The following is a 17,493-nucleotide window of genomic DNA, read 5'->3' as shown; positions in this document are numbered from 1 at the left end:
CCCTCACTGCACAAGAGGTGTCGCAGCACCCTTAAGCGCGATTCCGCGGATATCTGCGCGGCCAACGAGCAGCGAGATATACTGCGCCGTTGCCTGACGACGGACGTGCTCTTCGAGATAGAAGGCGATCTGCGCCTTGACCGCTTCGAACGGCAGGAGCGAACCGTCGATCTTCCGGGCGAGGCGGATGAGGTGGACCCCATAGCGGGTTTCGACGGGCGCTGATATCTGGCCGACAGCAAGCTCGATCAGCGCGGCCTCGAATTCCGGCGTCGTATCTCCCAAGCTGATCTGCCCGAGACTGCCGCCGACCTCGCGTGAGGGACAGTCGGAACAGTCTCTGGCCAATTCGGCAAAGCGCTCCGGCTCGCGCTCCAGAGCGCCGGCAAGCGAAACCACCCGCTCCCGCACTTCTGCGAAAGCGACGGCATCCTGCCGCCGCGCTGCGATCAGGATGTGATCTACCTCGAAAAGCGGCGACGTCATGAAACGCTTGCGGTTATTGTCATAGAACCGACGCAACGCCTCCTCGTCCGCCGCGGGCGTCTGTACTTCCCGTTCGAGGAGTGCACGCAGCAAAGCGTCTTCATCGGTTTCGACGCGCCCCTCGGCATCGGCCTGTGGCTCGATGAGGAAGCCCAGTCGCTGTGCCTCCTCCAAAAGCAGATGGCGAACGACGAGTGCCCGCGTCGCGGCATGCCATGCAGCGCCCGGATTGTCGGCCGGGAAATTCTGCGTCTCTGCGGCGATGTCCTTGCGGGAGATCGACACGCCGTTGACGCTGACCGGCGGCATGACGACTGCCTCGGACCGGTTTGGCTTATGCTCGTGCCGGTGCTCGTGCTCGCCGCTTACCTGCGTGGTGGTACGGTCGATGATGATGGAAACCATGGCTCACTCCCCCGGATGCCTGTAGGAACGGGACGGATGACGCTCGCGATCGAAGCGGCTCCGCACGACCTGATAGCCGGGACGTCCGAGATACCAGATCGGCGCACTCCAGATATGGACAAGGCGGGTGAACGGAAACAGCAAAAAGATCGTCATGCCGAGCAACAGGTGCATCTTGAAGATGGGATGCACATCCGCGACGTAGGCAGCGGCAGCCGGCTGCAGCGTCAAAATGCCCTGCGCCCAGTTCATGAACTTCACCATCTCATGTCCGTCCATATGCTGAAGCGAAACGAAGATGGTGGAGAGGCCGAACGTCAGTTGCAGCCACAGAATGAGCAGGATCGCCATATCCCCGAAACTCGACGTCGCACGGATGCGCGGATCGAAGAAGCGGCGATGGGCAAGAAGCGTAATGCCGATGAAGCAGGCGATGCCGGAGACACCGCCGACGACGATCGCGAGTCCCTGCTTGAAACTGTGCGAGATCCCAAGCGCGTCGAAGATTGCAATCGGTGTCAGCAATCCGCCGGCGTGACCGAAGAAGATCACCAATATGCCGATGTGAAACAGGTTCGAACCCCAGCGCAGTTGCTTGCGGCGCAGCAACTGCGACGAACCGGTCTTCCAAGTATATTGCTCGCGATCGAAGCGGATCAAGCTGCCGAGCAGGAAGACAGTGAGACAGAGATAGGGATACCAGCCGAAGAGTGCGGAATTGATCGTCTCGGACATGATCTTCCTCCTTCAATGAGCGTTGCTGCGCACATCGCGATGTGCCGCACGCAATCGGGTCTGAAGCCGTTCACTGGAGCAACCGTCCATGGCGCCGCCTCCAGGGCCGAAGGTGACAGCGGTTTCTTCCCACTCCGCATCAAGGGCGGCAAGGTCGCCGGACGCTGAAGCGGGAAGCTCGACTTCAGTGGACGTATCGAGCGAGACACCCGCCATGACGCGAATGGCCGTTAGCACGGCCGCATAAGGAGATTCCCGTGATACCAGCCGCTCTTCGAGCGCACCCAGGATATGAGCGGTCTCAGAGAGAAGGTTGAGAGCCTCGCCAAGCGGCTTCGTCGACAGATATTCGAGGAAGAGCGGCAGATAGTCCGGCAGTTCGTTGGCCTGGAGTTCCAGTCCGTCCTTTTCGTAAAGAGCGGCGAGATCGACCATGGCCTGCCCGCGATCGCGGCTTTCTCCATGCACATGCTCAAAGAGATGCAGCGAAAGGCGCCGGCTTCTGTCGAATAGTTCGACATAGCGTTCCTGCAGCTCGAAGAGATCGAGTGATGCAAGATCATTGAGAAGCGGGCGAAGCGCCGATGCGATCGCAGGCGGCACGAGCTTCTCGGAGGCGATCGCCTCTTCGATCTCCGGTACGGCAGCGCAAAGCTCCTCCGACGGATAGGTCAGGAGTGCGGAGAGTGCGCGGAAGGTAAGAACGGCTTGTCTCTCGGTCATCATGCGATCTCCATCGGGTTCTTGGCCTTTTTCTGCGGCTTCGCGCCGAAGAGATTGGTCTCGCTTGAGCCACCGGAACAGCCATTGCCAAAGGTGAAGCCGCAGGAGCCGCGCAGATCATAGGCGTCCTCGCTCCATTCGCGATGCGCCGTCGGGATGACGAAGCGATCCTCGTAGTTGGCGATGGCCATGATCCGGTACATGTCCTCGATATCGGCTCCGGTGAGCCCGACATTCTCCGCGATACGCTCGTCAATGCGGCCGTCAATGGACTTGGCGCGCATATAGCCGCGCATGGCAAGCATGCGCTCCAGCGCCAGCGCCACGGGCTCTTCGTTGCCAGCAGTCAGGAGGTTGGCGAGATATTGCAGCGGGATGCGCAGCGAACGAACATCCGGCATATCGCCGTTCAGGCCCATCTTGCCGGCAGAAGCTGCCGACTGGATCGGTGAAAGCGGCGGCACATACCAGACCATTGGCAGCGTGCGATATTCGGGATGCAGTGGAAACGCCACTTTCCAGTCCATCGCCATCTTCCAGATCGGCGAAACAACAGCGGCCTCGAGCCACGCTTCCGGTACGCCGTCGGCGCGCGCCTGGGCGATCACCTTCGGATCCTTCGGGTCGAGGAAAAGATCGAGCTGGGCTTGGTAGAGATCCTTCTCGTTCGGTGCGCTTGCGGCCGCCTCGATGCGGTCGGCATCGTAAAGCAGCACGCCGAGATAGCGAATGCGCCCGACGCAGGTTTCCGAGCAGACCGTCGGCTGGCCGGCCTCGATACGCGGATAGCAAAAGATGCACTTTTCCGACTTACCGGATGACCAGTTGTAATAGATCTTCTTGTAAGGGCAGCCGGAAACGCACATACGCCAGCCGCGGCACTTGTCCTGGTCGATGAGCACGATGCCGTCCTCTTCGCGCTTATAGATGGCGCCCGAAGGACAGACGGCAGCACAGGCCGGGTTGAGGCAGTGCTCGCACAGCCGCGGCAGGTACATCATGAAGGTATTTTCGAACTGGCCGTAGATTTCCTTCTCGATACCCTCGAAGTTCACGTCCTTGGAGCGTTTCTCGAATTCTCCGCCGAGGATTTCCTCCCAGTTCGGACCCCATTCGATCTTCTCGATGCGTTCGCCTGAGATCAGCGACCGGGGGCGCGCCGTCGGGAAGGCCTTCGATTCCTTCGCCGTGTGCAGATGGTCGTAGTCGAAGGTAAAGGGCTCGTAATAGTCGTCGATCTCCGGCAGATCGGGGTTGGCGAAGATATTGGCGAGGATGCGCCATTTCGCACCGATCTTAGGTTCGATCTTGCCATTGCGCTTGCGCCGCCAGCCACCGTTCCATTTCTCCTGGTTTTCCCATTCGCGGGGATAGCCGACGCCGGGCTTGGTCTCGACATTGTTGAACCAGGCATATTCGACGCCTTCGCGGCTGGTCCAGACGTTCTTGCAGGTCACAGAACAGGTATGGCAGCCGATGCATTTATCGAGGTTCAGAACCATCGCGATCTGAGCACGGATCTTCATTCTGCAGCCTCCTTCTGGGTATTGGTTGCCAGCGGCTCTTCCAGCCAATCGACCCTGGACATCTTGCGCACGACGACGAACTCGTCGCGGTTGGAACCGACGGTGCCGTAATAGTTGAAACCGTAAGCGAGCTGGGCATAGCCGCCAATCATATGGGTCGGCTTCAGGACCGCGCGGGTCACCGAGTTATGGATGCCGCCGCGGTTACCGGTAATCTCCGAGCCAGGGGTGTTAATGATCTTTTCCTGTGCGTGATACATCAGCACCATGCCCTGCTTGATGCGCTGCGAAACGACGGCACGGGCCGTCAGCGCGCCATTGGCGTTGAAGACTTCGACCCAGTCGTTGTCGACGATGCCCGCCGACTTCGCATCCGTCTCGGAAACCCAGACGACGGGCCCGCCCCGGTTCAGGGTCAGCATCAACAGGTTGTCGGTATAGGTGGAATGGATGCCCCACTTCTGGTGCGGCGTCAGGAAATTGAGGACGATTTCCTTATTGCCGTTCGGATGGCGATCCTTCACAACACCGATTGTCTTCAGGTCCACCGGCGGCTTCCAGGTGACGAAACCTTCCCCGAACGCCCGCATCCAAAGATGATCCTGATAAAGCTGCTGGCGGCCTGTGAGCGTACGCCAGGGGATCAGCTCGTGGACGTTCGTATAGCCGGCGTTGTAGCAGACCTTCTCGCTTTCGATGCCCGACCAGGTAGGCGACGAAATGATCTTGCGCGGCTGCGCCTGGATGTCGCGATAGCGGATCTTCTCGTCTTCCTTGGGAAGGGCGAGATGCTTGTGTTCGCGGCCGGTCGCTTTCGAGAGAGCCTCCCAGGCTTTCACCGCCACTTCGCCGTTGGTCTCCGGCGCGAGCATCAGAATGACCTCGGCGGCATCGATATCCGTCTCGATCTTCGGCATGCCCTTTGCCACACCATCCGCATGCACGCCGTTCAGCGCTCCGAGCGCTGCCACTTCATGCTCGGTCTTCCAGTTGATGCCCTTGCCGCCATTGCCGATCGAGGTCATCAGCGGTCCGAGCGCCGTAAAGCGGGCGTGGATATTCGGGTAGTCACGCTCGATAACAGCGACCGATGGCATGCTGAGGCCTGGTATCGGCTCGATTTCGCCGCGTTTCCAATCCTTGACATCGAAGGGCTGCGCCATTTCGCCGGCGGTGTCGTGTTGAATCGGCGTCAAGACGACATCCTGCTCGACGCCGAGCACTTCCGGGGCAATACGCGAAAAGGCCTTGGCAATGCCCTTGTAGATCTCCCAGTCGGAACGAGCCTCCCAGGCGGGATCAACCGCCGCCGATAGCGGATGATGAAGGGATGCATATCCGAAGTGTTGAGGTCGTTTTTCTCGTACCAGGTGGCCGTCGGCAAGACGATGTCGGAGTAGACGCATGTGGTCGACATGCGGAAATCCAGGGTCACCAGCAGGTCAAGCTTGCCCCGCGGCGCCTCGTCATGCCAGACGACTTCCTTGTTGCGAACAGCCCCTTCCGGTCCGAGGTCCTTGCCCATGACGCCGTTTTCGGTGCCGAGCAGGTGCTTTAGGAAGTATTCGTGCCCCTTGCCCGAGGAGCCGAGCAGGTTAGAGCGCCAGACGAACATATTGCGCGGCCAGTTGGCCGGATCATCCGGATCCTCGCATGAAAGCTCGAGCTCGCCGGATTTCAGCGCCTTGGCGACGTAATCCTTCGGCTCCAGGCCGGCCGCCTTCGCTTTTGCCGCAATCGAGAGCGGATTAACCTTCAGTTGCGGGGCCGACGGCAGCCAGCCCATGCGCTCAGCGCGGACGTTGTAGTCGATGAAACTGCTTTGCCAATCGCCTTCCGGCGCCGTCGGCGACAGGATCTCAGCCGCCGTCAGCGTCTCATAGCGCCACTGGTCGGTATGGGCATAGAAGAACGACGTCGAGTTTTGGTGGCGCGGCGGACGAGACCAGTCGAGCCCGAAGGCAAGCGGCGTCCAGCCGGTCTGCGGCCGCAATTTCTCCTGCCCGACATAATGGGACCAGCCGCCGCCGGACTGACCGATCGCCCCGCAGAAGACGAGGAGGTTGATCACGCCGCGGTAGTTCATGTCCATGTTGTACCAATGGTTCATGCCGGCACCGATGATGATCATCGAGCGGCCATTGGTCTTCTCGGCATTGGTCGCGAACTCCCGGGCGACGGTGATGATCGCATCACGCTTGACGCCGGTTATGTTCTCCGCCCAAGCAGGGGTAAACGGCACATTCTCATCGTAATCGCGGGCAACGTTCGCACCGCCGAAGCCGCGATCGAGACCGTAGTTGGCCATCATCAGATCGTAGACGGTCGCAACCTTGATGGGCTTGCCATCGGTGCCCGAAATCGTCCGGACGGGGACATTGCGGGTCAGGATTTCGCCATGCTCAGTCGCCACGAAGTGCTCCGTGGCCCGGCCGCCGAAATAGGGGAAGTCCACTGCCTCGATCTCAGCCCCCTCGCCCGCAAGCGAGAGTTTGAGACAGGTGTCGTGGCCATGGCCATCTTTCTCCTCAAGGTTCCACTTGGCCGCTTCGCCCCAGCGATAGCCGACGGAGCCGAGAGGCGCGACCAGTTCGCCCGTCTTCTCGTCGATCGCGACTGTCTTCCATTCCGGATTGTTGGTTTCGCCCAGCCCGCCTTCCAGTTCCGAAGCCCGAAGCAGGCGCTCGGGAACCAGCCGGCCCTCCCGCTCCACAAGCCGCACCAGGAACGGCATATCAGTGTAGCGACGCGTGTAATCCTCGAAATAGGGAACCGACCGCTCGAGATAATATTCCCGCAAGATCACATGACCCATCGCGAGCGCCAGCGCCGCATCGGTTCCCTGCTTCGGGTTCAGCCAGATATCGGCGAATTTCGTCGCCTCGGCATAGTCCGGACTGACGACAGCGCTCTTGGTGCCCTTGTAGCGGACTTCGGTATAGAAATGCGCGTCCGGCGTACGCGTCTGCGGCACGTTCGAGCCCCAGACGATGATGAAGCCGGCATTGTACCAGTCAGCACTCTCCGGCACGTCGGTCTGCTCGCCCCAGGTTTGCGGGCTTGCCGGCGGCAGGTCGCAATACCAATCGTAGAAGGACATGCACACGCCGCCGATGAGCGAGAGATAACGCGCGCCCGCCGCATAGGAGACCATCGACATCGCCGGGATCGGCGAAAAGCCGATGACGCGGTCTGGGCCATGCGCCTTGATCGTGTAGGCGTTGGCGGCAGCAACGATTTCCGTCACCTCGTCCCAATTCGCCCGCACGAAGCCGCCGTGCCCGCGGATGGAGATGTAAGACTTGCGCTTTTCGGCATCCTCGACGATCGACGCCCAGGCGGCGACCGGCGACATGGTTTGCCGCGCCTTGCGCCACAGCTTCAGGAGCCGGCCTCGGATCATCGGGTATTTCACACGCGCGCCGGAATAGAGATACCAGCTATAAGACGCGCCGCGCGAACAGCCGCGCGGCTCATGGTTCGGCAGGTCCGGCCGCGTGCGCGGATAGTCCGTCTGCTGCGTCTCCCAGGTGACGATGCCGCCCTTCACGTAGATCTTCCACGAGCAGGAGCCCGTGCAGTTCACGCCATGGGTGGAGCGGACGATCTTGTCGTGCTGCCAGCGCTTGCGGTAGCCATCCTCCCAAGAGCGATCCTCGCTGGTGACGATGCCGTGGCCGTTGGAAAACTGGCCGACATTCTTTCGGAAGAAGGTGAGCCGGTCGAGGAAATGAGACATGTGGTTCTCCTGGTCTTATTCAGCGGCAGCGGCCTTGCCGGCGGTGCTTCGCTTGTTGCGCTCGACGTCGTAGAGAAGGCCGCCCTTGCGGGTATAGGCGGCCCAGGTGAGGACGAGGCAGGTCACGTAGAAGATGAGGAAGGCCCAGAGTGCTGCCTGCGGCCCGCCCGTGAAGGTGATCGACAGCCCGTAGCCCATCGGAATGAAGAAGGCGCCGAAGGCGGCGATCGCCGAGGTAAAGCCGGTCATCGCGGCGGATTCCTTTTCGGCCTCCAGACGGCGGGCTTCGGGCGTCGCGTCCGGCATCAGCCGGATCATTTCCTTACCCATGATCGCCGGGATCATCTGGAAGGTCGAGGCATTGCCGACACCTGTCGCGAAGAAGAGCACCAGGAAGGAGATGAAGAAGCCCCAGAAGGCATCCGGCTGATCCTTGGTCGCGATGAACCAGAGGACACCGCAGGCACCGGCCATCATCAGCACAAAGACCCATAAGGTGACCCGAGCGCCACCGAAGCGGTCGGCAAGCCAGCCGGTTCCCGAGCGGGAAAGCGCGCCGACCAGTGGGCCGAGGAAGGCGAACTGCAGCGCGTTGACATCGGGAAACAGCGTCTTGGCAAGCAGCGGGAAGCCCGCCGAATAGCCGATGAAGGAGCCGAAGGTTCCGGTATAGAGCCAGCACATGATCCAGTTGTGCCGGCGTTGAAAGATGACCGCCTGCTCGGCGAAGGACGCCTTTGCCGAAGCGATGTCGTTCATCCCGAACCAGGAGGCGAAAGCCGAGATCGCGATGAACGGGACGAAGAAGAAGCCTGCATTCTGAAGCCAGAGCGGCGTTGCGCCGGTCGCTGCCTTCGTCATGACCGGATCGCCGCCGAGCCAACCGAAGATGCCGGTGGTGATAACCAGCGGCACGACGAACTGGACGACGCTCACGCCGAGATTGCCGAGACCGGCATTGAGGGCCAGCGCATTGCCCTTTTCCGACTTCGGAAAGAAGAAGGAAATATTGGACATCGACGAGGCGAAGTTACCGCCGCCGAAGCCGCAAAGCAGGGCAAGAAGAAGGAAGACGACATAGGGCGTATCCGGGTTCTGCACCGCAAAACCTATGCCGACAGCGGGTATGATCAGCGACCAGGTCGTCAGCGTCGTCCACAGCCGCCCGCCGAAAATCGGCACCATGAAGGAATAGAAAATCCGGAAGGTTGCGCCGGAAATGCCGGGAAGAGCCGCCAGCCAGAAGAGCTGATCGGTGGTGAAGGCATAGCCTACGAGCGGCAGCTTCGCGACGACCACCGACCAGACCTGCCAGACAGCGAAGGACAGAAGCAGCGCCGGGATCGAAAGCCTGAGATTGCGCCGCGCGATGCGCCGGCCTTTTTCCGCCCAGAAAGTCGGATCTTCCGGACGCCAGTCGGTCAGCACCGCATCGCTGCGGCGAGGCTCGGCCTTCGGTGCCGGCATGCCCTGCATTTCCGGGAAGGGCGGCAGCGCAGCGAGGGTCTTTTCCGTGGCACCGCGCTCCATCTGACGGATGGCCACATGCATCCAGAGGAGAGCGACCGAGACCAGCAGGAAAAGCGCCATGAAGCAGCTCGTCCAGAGGCCGGTAAGGTCGAGCAGGACACCGAAGAGGATCGGCAACAGGAACCCACCGAGACCGCCGATCATCCCGACCAGCCCGCCGACGGCGCCGACATGATCCGGATAATAGACCGGAATGTGCTTGTAGACCGCAGCCTTGCCGAGCGCCATGAAGAAGCCGAGGACAAAGAGAACGACGGTGAAACCCCCCAGCCCCATCTCGAGGTGGAAGTTCACGGGGCCTTTGAGTGTTGTGACCACGTATTCGGTCGGCGGATAGGCGAGGATGAAAGTGGCGACAACGGAGACGAAGAACGTCCAATAGAGCACGCGGCGCGCGCCATAGACATCCGAGAGATGGCCCCCGTAAGCGCGAAAAAGGCTGGCCGGCACGGAGAAGAAGGCGGCGATCATACCGGCGGTGCGGATATCGAGCCCGTAAACGCTGATCAGATATTGCGGCAGCCACAGTGCAAGGGCAACGAAAGCGCCGAATACAACGAAATAATAGAGCGAGAACCGCCAGACCTGCACATTCTTCAGCGGCTCAAGCTCGAGCCATGCGCTCTTCGGCCTTTGACCGGTGCGGCGCCGTTCGGCTTGGACGGGATCGTCTTTCGTCGTGAACCAGAAGAGGATCGCGGTGATTACCAGGCCTGCCGCCCAGATTTCTGCAACCGCATGCCAGCCCCAGGCGACCAGGACCAAGGGCGCCAGAAACTTTGTAACGGCCGAACCGACATTCCCTGCCCCGAAAATTCCAAGCGCCATGCCTTGCCTGCCAGGCGGATACCACCGCGAAACGTAGGCAACCCCAGCGGCAAACGAACCGCCTGCGATACCGACCCCAAGGGCCGCGAGCAGCATTTGCGGATATGTATGAGCGAATGTCAGCAAAAAGGTTGCGGCAGCCGCGGCCAGCATGGTCCCGACGAGCACGATGCGCCCGCCATAAATATCCGTCCAGATTCCGAGCGCGACACGGATCAATGAACCGGTCAGAATCGGCGTGCCGACCAGAAGGCCAAATTCGGTCTCGCTGAGCCCGAGCTCGTCTCGAATTCGAATTCCGATAATGGCGAAAATGGTCCAGGCTGCAAAACACACGGTAAACGCAACCGTGCTTGCGGTGAGGGCGGTACGCTGAGCCTTTACGTCAATGTCTTCGAGAGCAGGCATGGCGATATTCCATTCGTGACGAGGGATGTGTCCTTCTTCAGTCTCGAAATCAGGAATAACTACGAATGCAGGGGGACGACTTTGATCTCAATCAAATCCAGCGTCAGATACGAAGTATCTCAGCAATGAAATGAGCATCACAGGAATAAGTGATTAAATCAAGCATAAGTTGCAGGGCGGACGTCCCGGTGGGAAGCAGAGCCTGCCCACCGTCAGTCTCGTGTAAGACCTCGCGCCACGCCGAAACGTCGGGGCCATTTTAAGTTTTGCCAAGCTTGGCGGCAAGTGCGCCAGCGCTTTCCGTCGGCCGCTATTACGATGCCGTACTGGCCGCCCAGCAAGGTCACGGTATCGCCTTGGTGTGGAACGGGTCTGACCGAAAAGACCTGAGCATTGAAGGCCTGGCACCGGAAATCGGTCCGAGATCAGAAGTCCCGGAGCCTTCTAGCTTGTGCCGCTAACCACGGACAAATAAGAGACTCGTTCCGCAATCGATTGGTTCAGAGGCCAATCTGTTACCGAAAACAAGGCCGGCGCCTGAGTGGCGAATTTGCGTTCCTTTAGATTGGTTTTTGCAAATCCAATCCATCGTCTTCTTGGACCCCCGCAGCCGTGAGGATCTGCGCCGAAGGCTGCTGCGAACAATCCGAAATAAGCCAGCAGATCGGCCATGCCGTCAGAGGTATTTCGTAATGGTCTTGAATTCGTCGATGGACTGCCGCTTGTCGCGAGGCAGCGCTCCGACAGTTTCTTCGAGGCAATGATCGAGATGGTCCTGGATAAGAGTGCGCTTTGCGTTGACGATCGCCTTCTCGACGGCGGATAGCTGCTGGGCGATGTCGAGGCATGGCTTGCCGTCCTCGATCATGGTGATCACGCTCTTCAAATGGCCCTCAGCGCGCTTGAGCCGCTTGATGATCTCCGGATGAGTGGCGTGTGTGTGTTCCGTCATGATGTCCTGTATTCCCCTAGAGGGGATGACTGTCAATGCCAGCGCGGTAGTGCACTTGACTTGGGGTCAAGGGGCCGTCGGCTCAAACCGCGTGCCGGATCAATGATGATGCCCCTCCGGCTCCTCCATCCGGAATGGCAGGGCTTCAACCTTGTCGCCGGCGGTGAGCACGAGCTCCGCATCGAACTCGTGCGGTTCGGCCGGAGCCCGCGCGCTCAGCATTGCGTGATGGTCTGACGGAGACGCCGACAGCCTCAATATCTCGATTATGCCACCCGCCCGTTTGATGTTGACGACCGCCTGCAGGCCATGCGCGTGGCTGGCGACTGAAAGCCGCATCCGCTCGCCATCCGGGGTGTCGATGATTTCGAGAAGCCCCCTCGCCAGCGAAGATCTGACGGTAAAGGGGGCCGGGGCATGATGATGTCCATGGTCACCATGACTTGCAGCGACGGCGGCAGAAACATCCGTCATGCCGAACTGGATCGTCGCGCTGCCAAGAGGCGGCAGATGGGCATGCAGCTCCTCGCGGAGAGCGCGCGCGATAGCGTTTGCTTCCGTAATCAATTTAGCCTGCTCGACCGCAATCGTGACGTCGGCGTGCAGCTTGTGACCAAGCCAGCGGGCCTTGACATCGGTAATCTGCTGGATGCCTGGCACGTGTTCCGCGGCATGACGCACTTCATCAGCAACACCGGGCTCGATACCATCAAGGCTTCGCGTAATGACCGCGCGGGCCGACTGCCAGACGATGCCGAAAATCGCGATGGTGATGAGAAGCCCGATGATCGGATCGGCAAGCGGAAAACCCAGCCAGACACCGGTTGCGCCCAACACAACGGCAAGGCTCGTCAGCCCGTCGGTTCGCGCGTGATAACCATCGGCGATCAATGCGGCGCTGTTCATCTCACGGCCGATCTTGATGCGGAAGATCGCCACGATCTCGTTTCCGACGAAACCGATGATGCCTGCTGCCGTCACCCAGCCGAGCTGGGTGATTGGCTGCGGATGGATAAGGCGGTTGATGGCTTCGTAGCCGGCGACGATCGCGCTGAACAGGATGATGAGAACGATCAGCATGCCTGCCAAATCCTCGACGCGACCCAGGCCATAGTTGAACCTGCCCGTAGGCGGGCGCCGCACCAACACAAAGGCAATCCAGAGCGGAATAGCCGTGGTCGCATCCGCGATATTGTGGATCGTATCCGCCAGCAGCGCCACCGAGCCCGATACAAAAACAACGATCAATTGCAGCAGCGCCGTGATCGCCAGGATGACGAAAGACCATTTGACGGCCCAGATCCCTCGCTCCGAAGTCGCGATGCTTGGATCGACAACACCGTGAGTATGACCGTGTCCCCCCGCATCGCCATGGGAATGACCGTGAGCTCCATGGCTATGGCCGGCTGCATGATGGTCGTGCGTACCGAAGCCAAGCCAAGCCTTTATCGTCGTAAACATGCAACCCTCACAGCAATCGATCGTCCGGCCATGATCGTGCCGACGCCACAGATTGCCCTTCTCCTATCCTCCCGGAGAGGATATGGTCAAGTGCATCCCGCCGCGGCCAGCGAGATGCGCAGAGGTTCGAGATGCACAAGGGTTGAAGAACCTTGCCAACCGGGATCTGCCCGTGTTGGCTGCAGGTTCAGGCCTGGACGTCGAGTAGGCCCATCATGCCGAGATCCTCGTGTTCGAGGATATGGCAGTGATACATGCGCTGCCCCGGCATATCCTGACGGATGAGGAAGCGCACCGTTTGGCCTGAGACGACGTTGACGGTGTCCTTCCAGGAGCGGTAGGGCGCCTTTGTCACCTTGCCGTCCTTCTCGTACTCGACAATCTGAAACTGCGTCCCGTGCACATGGAACGGATGATCCATGTCTGCCTTGTTGACGATTTCCCAAAGCTCGACATCGCCGCGCTTCATCACCTCGTCGATGCGGTTCATGTCGAAGCTGGCGCCGTTGATCTGGAAGGCCATGCTCATGCCACTCATCGATTCGCTTAGTACGAAGCGGCGGCTTTTGACTGGCGCGGGCAAGGGCGCGATCTCGCGTAACTTCGCCGGTAACGCCGGCATGGCAGGCGCTGGACTGTCGGAGATATTTGCCGTGAGCAAGGTCATGCCGGCCTCCTCGGGCTTGCCCGGCCCCATCCAACCGCGTTCATAGTCAAGCGTGGTGAGCTTGGCCGGTCCCGGCTGATCGAAAGCGACGACAAGCTCGGCCCGCTCGGCGGGCGCAAGCAGGAGTTCATCGAGCGCGACCGGCGCCTCGAGCAGGCCGCCATCAGTGCCGATCAGCACCATCGAGGCATTCTCGAAGTTTAGGCGCAGGAAGCGCGCATTGGTCGCGTTGAACAGCCGCAGACGCCGCTTCTCGCCTTTCGCCACGGCCAACACCGGGTTCTTCTCGCCGTTGACCAGCACATGATCGCCAACGCGGCCGTTCATGCGGTCCATCATGCCGTTTTCCGGGATCGAGCCATCGGCAGCAAGCCGGAGATCGGTGAACATCAGGATCGTGTCGCCGTATTCGGCGGGGATCGGGTCCTTCTCGGGCTTGACCAGGAAGATACCGGCAAGGCCGCGATAGACCTGCTCAGCGGTATGCCCATGCGGATGCGGATGGAACCAGTAGGGTGCGGCACTGCCCTGCGGCAGGTCGAAAACATATCGCTGCGACGCACCTGCGGCCACGGGAACCGTGGGGTTGCCATCCTGATCGGCCGGCACCGGCATGCCATGCCAGTGAACGGTTGTCGGCTGATCGGGAATGCCGTTCCTGAAGTCGATCTCGATTCGGTCGCCTTCGCGAGCCTCGATCACCGGATTGCCGCCATTATAAAGGAGGACACGCGTGTCGAGCCCTTCGGCGAAGCGCACAATTGCGGGTTCGGCGGCAAGGTTGGCACGGAACAGGCCGACTTCGCCCGACTGGTTGGCCAGCCGTGGCAATTCGCGCAGCGGCTGCCCTTCAGGGAGCACGGGCATGCCTTCCGCTCTCGGATTGCTGACGCCGCCCATATCCATCCCGCCCATATCCATCCCGCCCATATCCATCCCGCCCATGTTCATGTCGCCCATGTCCATGGCACTGGCGCTCTTGCTGCTTTTGTCGATTGCGACGAGCGCCCCGACGACGCTGGTGACCGCAAGACCCGCCACGCTCGTTAGAAAGGTGCGTCTATGCATCGAGTGGTTTCCTCTTTAATCGCGCAGAACGATCGGCCGGCGAGGCCGTTCGCTGCCTTGCATCCTGTTTGTTGATTGCCGAAGCACTATCCGACGCCGCGGTCAATTTACCGCCGGATAGCCGGCCTGTTCGAGCGCCTGACGGACCTCCGCCGCATTGGCGTTCGTCTCAACCTTGATCGTGCGTGACACAGGATCGGCAGCGACGTTAGCGTCGGCGTCGACCGACTGGATCGCCTTGGTGACGGCCCTCGCGCAGCCGCCGCAGGTCATGTTTTCGATTCTGAGTTCCATGAGAAATCTCCTTTGTTTCGATCTCATGGCGCTCAAAGTGGGGCTTCCAACGATGGGAAGGTCAAGGGGTTTCAAACAGAAATTTTTGCTATTGACCTTCCCATGGTTGGAAGCCTCATGTTTCGCTCGAATGCAAATTTCGAGACAGAAAGGAGGCGGCCGTGAATGCCCCGCTTCGAAAAACAGATCTATCCACAGTGATATCACTCCCCATTGAGGGCATGACCTGCGCCTCCTGCGTCGGCACCGTCGAGCGCGCCCTGAGGGCAGTGCCCGGCGTCGATGAGGTGTCGGTCAATATCGCCACCGAGAAGGCGAGCATCAGCGCCCACGCGCCCATCGACCGCGACGTGTTGGTGAAGGCCGTCGAGGATGTCGGCTATTCGGTTGGCGCCGCTCCCGCCGCCGCCATCGAGCTTGCAGTCGAAGGCATGACCTGCGCTTCCTGCGTGGGCAATGTCGAACGCGCCCTGAAGGCCATTCCCGGTGTCAATGAGGCCACCGTCAATCTTGCGACCGAGCGGGCGACGATCAAGGGATCGGCCGATGCCGCCACCCTGATTGCCGCTATCGAAGGCGTCGGCTACGAGGCCAAGCTGATCGGCGCCGACCGGATGGACGAAGACGCCGTCCGTGCCGAGAAGAAGGACGCGGAGCGACGCGAGCTTAGCCGCGATTTCATCATTGCCGCCGCGCTTACCCTGCCGGTCTTCGTTATCGAGATGGGCTCGCACCTGATCCCTGCCATGCACGGGTTTATCCGGGTCACGATCGGCGTGCAGTGGAGCTGGTATCTCCAGTTCGCGCTGACCTCGATCGTCCTCTTCGGTCCCGGCATGCGCTTTTTCGAGAAGGGGCTGCCGGCGATGTGGCGGCTGAGGCCCGACATGAACAGCCTCGTCGCCATTGGCTCTCTCGCCGCCTATCTCTATTCGCTGGTCGCGACCTTCGCGCCCTCCTTGCTGCCGCCCGCCACGATCAACGTCTATTATGAGGCAGCCGCGGTCATCATCACACTGATCCTACTCGGCCGCCTGCTGGAGGCCCGCGCCAAAGGGCAAACCTCCGAGGCGATCAAGCGCCTGGCCGGGCTCCAGGTGCGCAGCGCTCGGGTGCGGCGCGACGACAAGGTTGTCGAACTGCCGGTCGGTTCGGTTCTTGCCGGCGATATCGTCGAGGTTCGTCCTGGTGAGCGCGTTCCCGTCGATGGCGAGGTGGTCGAGGGCACAAGCTATGTCGATGAATCGATGATCACCGGCGAACCGATCCCGGTCGCCAAGGCCGTAGGCAGCACCGTGGTTGGCGGCACCGTCAACCAGAAAGGCGCCTTCTCGTTCCGGGCCACCGCGGTGGGCGGCGACACGGTTCTGTCGCAGATCATCCGCATGGTCGAAGAGGCCCAGGCCTCGAAAATGCCGATCCAGGCCATCGTCGACAAGGTGACCATGTGGTTCGTGCCGGCGGTCATTCTCGTCGCCGTGCTGACCTTCGCGATCTGGTATGTCTTCGGCCCGTCGCCGCAACTGACTTATGCGCTGATCAACGCCGTGGCCGTGCTAGTTATCGCCTGCCCCTGCGCCATGGGGTTGGCGACGCCGACCTCGATCATGGTTGGCACCGGCCGCGGCGCGGAACTCGGCGTGCTGTTCCGCAGGGGCGAGGCGCTACAATTGCTCAGGGATGCCAATGTCGTTGCGCTCGACAAGACTGGCACGCTGACCGAAGGCAGGCCCAGGCTGACCGATCTGGAACTGGCCGAGGGCTTCGACCGCGCACAGGTCTTGGGCCTGATCGCCGCCGTCGAGGCCAAGTCCGAACATCCGATTGCACGCGCGATCGTCGATGCCGCCACGGCCGAAGGGATCGCGCTGCCTGCCGTGTCGGATTTCCAATCGGTTACGGGCTTCGGCGTGACGGCCGGTGTCGAGGGTAAGCGCATCGAGGTCGGTGCCGACCGCTACATGGCCGAACTTGGCCTGAACGTGACTGGTTTTACAGCGACCGCCGAACGTCTCGGTGACGAGGGCAAATCGCCTCTTTATGCCGCGATCGACGGCAGGCTGGCAGCAATTGTTGCCGTGGCCGATCCGATCAAGGACACCACGCCCGCAGCGATCAAGGCCTTGCACGGGCTTGGCCTCAAGGTCGCGATGATCACCGGCGACAATGCCCGCACCGCCCGTGCTGTCGCGGCCCGACTCGGCATCGACGAGGTCGTCGCTGAAGTATTGCCGGACGGCAAGGTCGATGCCGTCCGTCGCCTCAAGGGACAGTATGGCAAGCTTGCCTTTGTCGGTGACGGCATCAATGATGCCCCACCGCTCGCGGAGGCGGATGTGGGGCTTGCCATTGGTACCGGCACGGATGTCGCCATCGAAGCGGCCGATGTGGTGCTGATGTCGGGTAACTTGCTCGGCGTGCCGAATGCGATTGCGCTGTCCAAGGCGACCATCGGCAACATCAGGCAGAATCTGTTCTGGGCCTTTGCCTACAATACCGCCCTGATCCCGGTCGCCGCCGGCGCGCTCTATCCGGCCTTCGACATCCTGCTCTCGCCGGTCTTGGCAGCGGGCGCCATGGCCATGTCGAGCGTCTTCGTGCTCGGCAATGCGCTGAGTCTTCGTGGTTTCAAGGCCACTTACTGACACATCAGACAGGGCCGATCCTTCCG

General features: G+C 61.0%; 10 protein-coding genes and 1 pseudogene. 1 reads left to right on the top strand and 10 read right to left on the bottom strand.

The genetic code is table 11. The features are described 5' to 3' along the window. Window positions 1-3: 3 nt before the first annotated feature. From GGD50_RS19935 to GGD50_RS19890, 10 genes and pseudogenes are all read right to left on the bottom strand, one after another. On the bottom strand, window positions 4-795 hold the full coding sequence (locus GGD50_RS19935; RefSeq protein WP_246451373.1) for a peptidylprolyl isomerase: 792 nt from the start codon (window positions 793-795) through the stop codon (window positions 4-6). A gap of 99 nt (window positions 796-894) precedes the next feature. Continuing rightward, window positions 895-1,626: a respiratory nitrate reductase subunit gamma gene (narI, locus tag GGD50_RS19930; protein ID WP_183938758.1), complete on the bottom strand. Its 732-nt coding sequence runs from the start codon at window positions 1,624-1,626 to the stop codon at window positions 895-897. Window positions 1,627-1,638: 12 nt separating this feature from the next. Further along, a complete protein-coding gene (gene narJ, locus GGD50_RS19925) occupies window positions 1,639-2,349 on the bottom strand; it encodes a nitrate reductase molybdenum cofactor assembly chaperone (protein WP_183938757.1) in 711 nt (236 codons plus the stop codon). Continuing rightward, on the bottom strand, window positions 2,349-3,875 hold the full coding sequence (narH, locus tag GGD50_RS19920; RefSeq protein WP_183938756.1) for a nitrate reductase subunit beta: 1,527 nt from the start codon (window positions 3,873-3,875) through the stop codon (window positions 2,349-2,351). The genes narJ and narH overlap by 1 nt, the downstream gene beginning before the upstream one ends. Beyond that, window positions 3,872-7,614 (bottom strand): annotated as a pseudogene (locus tag GGD50_RS19915) (nitrate reductase subunit alpha). Before GGD50_RS19915 ends, narH begins: the two are co-directional and overlap by 4 nt. Before the next feature lie 15 nt (window positions 7,615-7,629). After that, window positions 7,630-10,380, bottom strand: a complete 2,751-nt coding sequence (locus GGD50_RS19910) for a nitrate/nitrite transporter (protein ID WP_183938755.1) — start codon at window positions 10,378-10,380, stop codon at window positions 7,630-7,632. Between the two features lie 676 nt (window positions 10,381-11,056). Further along, window positions 11,057-11,332 (bottom strand): metal-sensing transcriptional repressor, encoded by a 276-nt coding sequence (locus tag GGD50_RS19905; protein WP_183938754.1) that lies wholly within the window; start codon window positions 11,330-11,332, stop codon window positions 11,057-11,059. 99 nt (window positions 11,333-11,431) lie between these two features. Then, window positions 11,432-12,793, bottom strand: a complete 1,362-nt coding sequence (locus GGD50_RS19900; protein WP_183938753.1) for a cation diffusion facilitator family transporter — start codon at window positions 12,791-12,793, stop codon at window positions 11,432-11,434. Between the two features lie 187 nt (window positions 12,794-12,980). Then, window positions 12,981-14,528: a multicopper oxidase family protein gene (locus tag GGD50_RS19895; protein ID WP_183938752.1), complete on the bottom strand. Its 1,548-nt coding sequence runs from the start codon at window positions 14,526-14,528 to the stop codon at window positions 12,981-12,983. A 102-nt stretch (window positions 14,529-14,630) separates the two neighbouring features. Then, on the bottom strand, window positions 14,631-14,822 hold the full coding sequence (locus tag GGD50_RS19890; protein ID WP_183938751.1) for a heavy-metal-associated domain-containing protein: 192 nt from the start codon (window positions 14,820-14,822) through the stop codon (window positions 14,631-14,633). Window positions 14,823-14,983: 161 nt separating this feature from the next. On the opposite strand from GGD50_RS19890, the gene GGD50_RS19885 reads away from it, so the two are divergent. After that, on the top strand, window positions 14,984-17,467 hold the full coding sequence (locus tag GGD50_RS19885) for a heavy metal translocating P-type ATPase (protein ID WP_183938750.1): 2,484 nt from the start codon (window positions 14,984-14,986) through the stop codon (window positions 17,465-17,467). Window positions 17,468-17,493 lie beyond the last annotated feature (26 nt).

This window comes from Martinezella paranaensis (assembly GCF_014200235.1).
Taxonomy (GTDB): domain Bacteria; phylum Pseudomonadota; class Alphaproteobacteria; order Rhizobiales; family Rhizobiaceae; genus Rhizobium; species Rhizobium paranaense.
The sequence above is the reverse complement of the archived record's forward strand: the minus strand, read 5'-3'. Positions and strand labels throughout refer to the sequence as shown.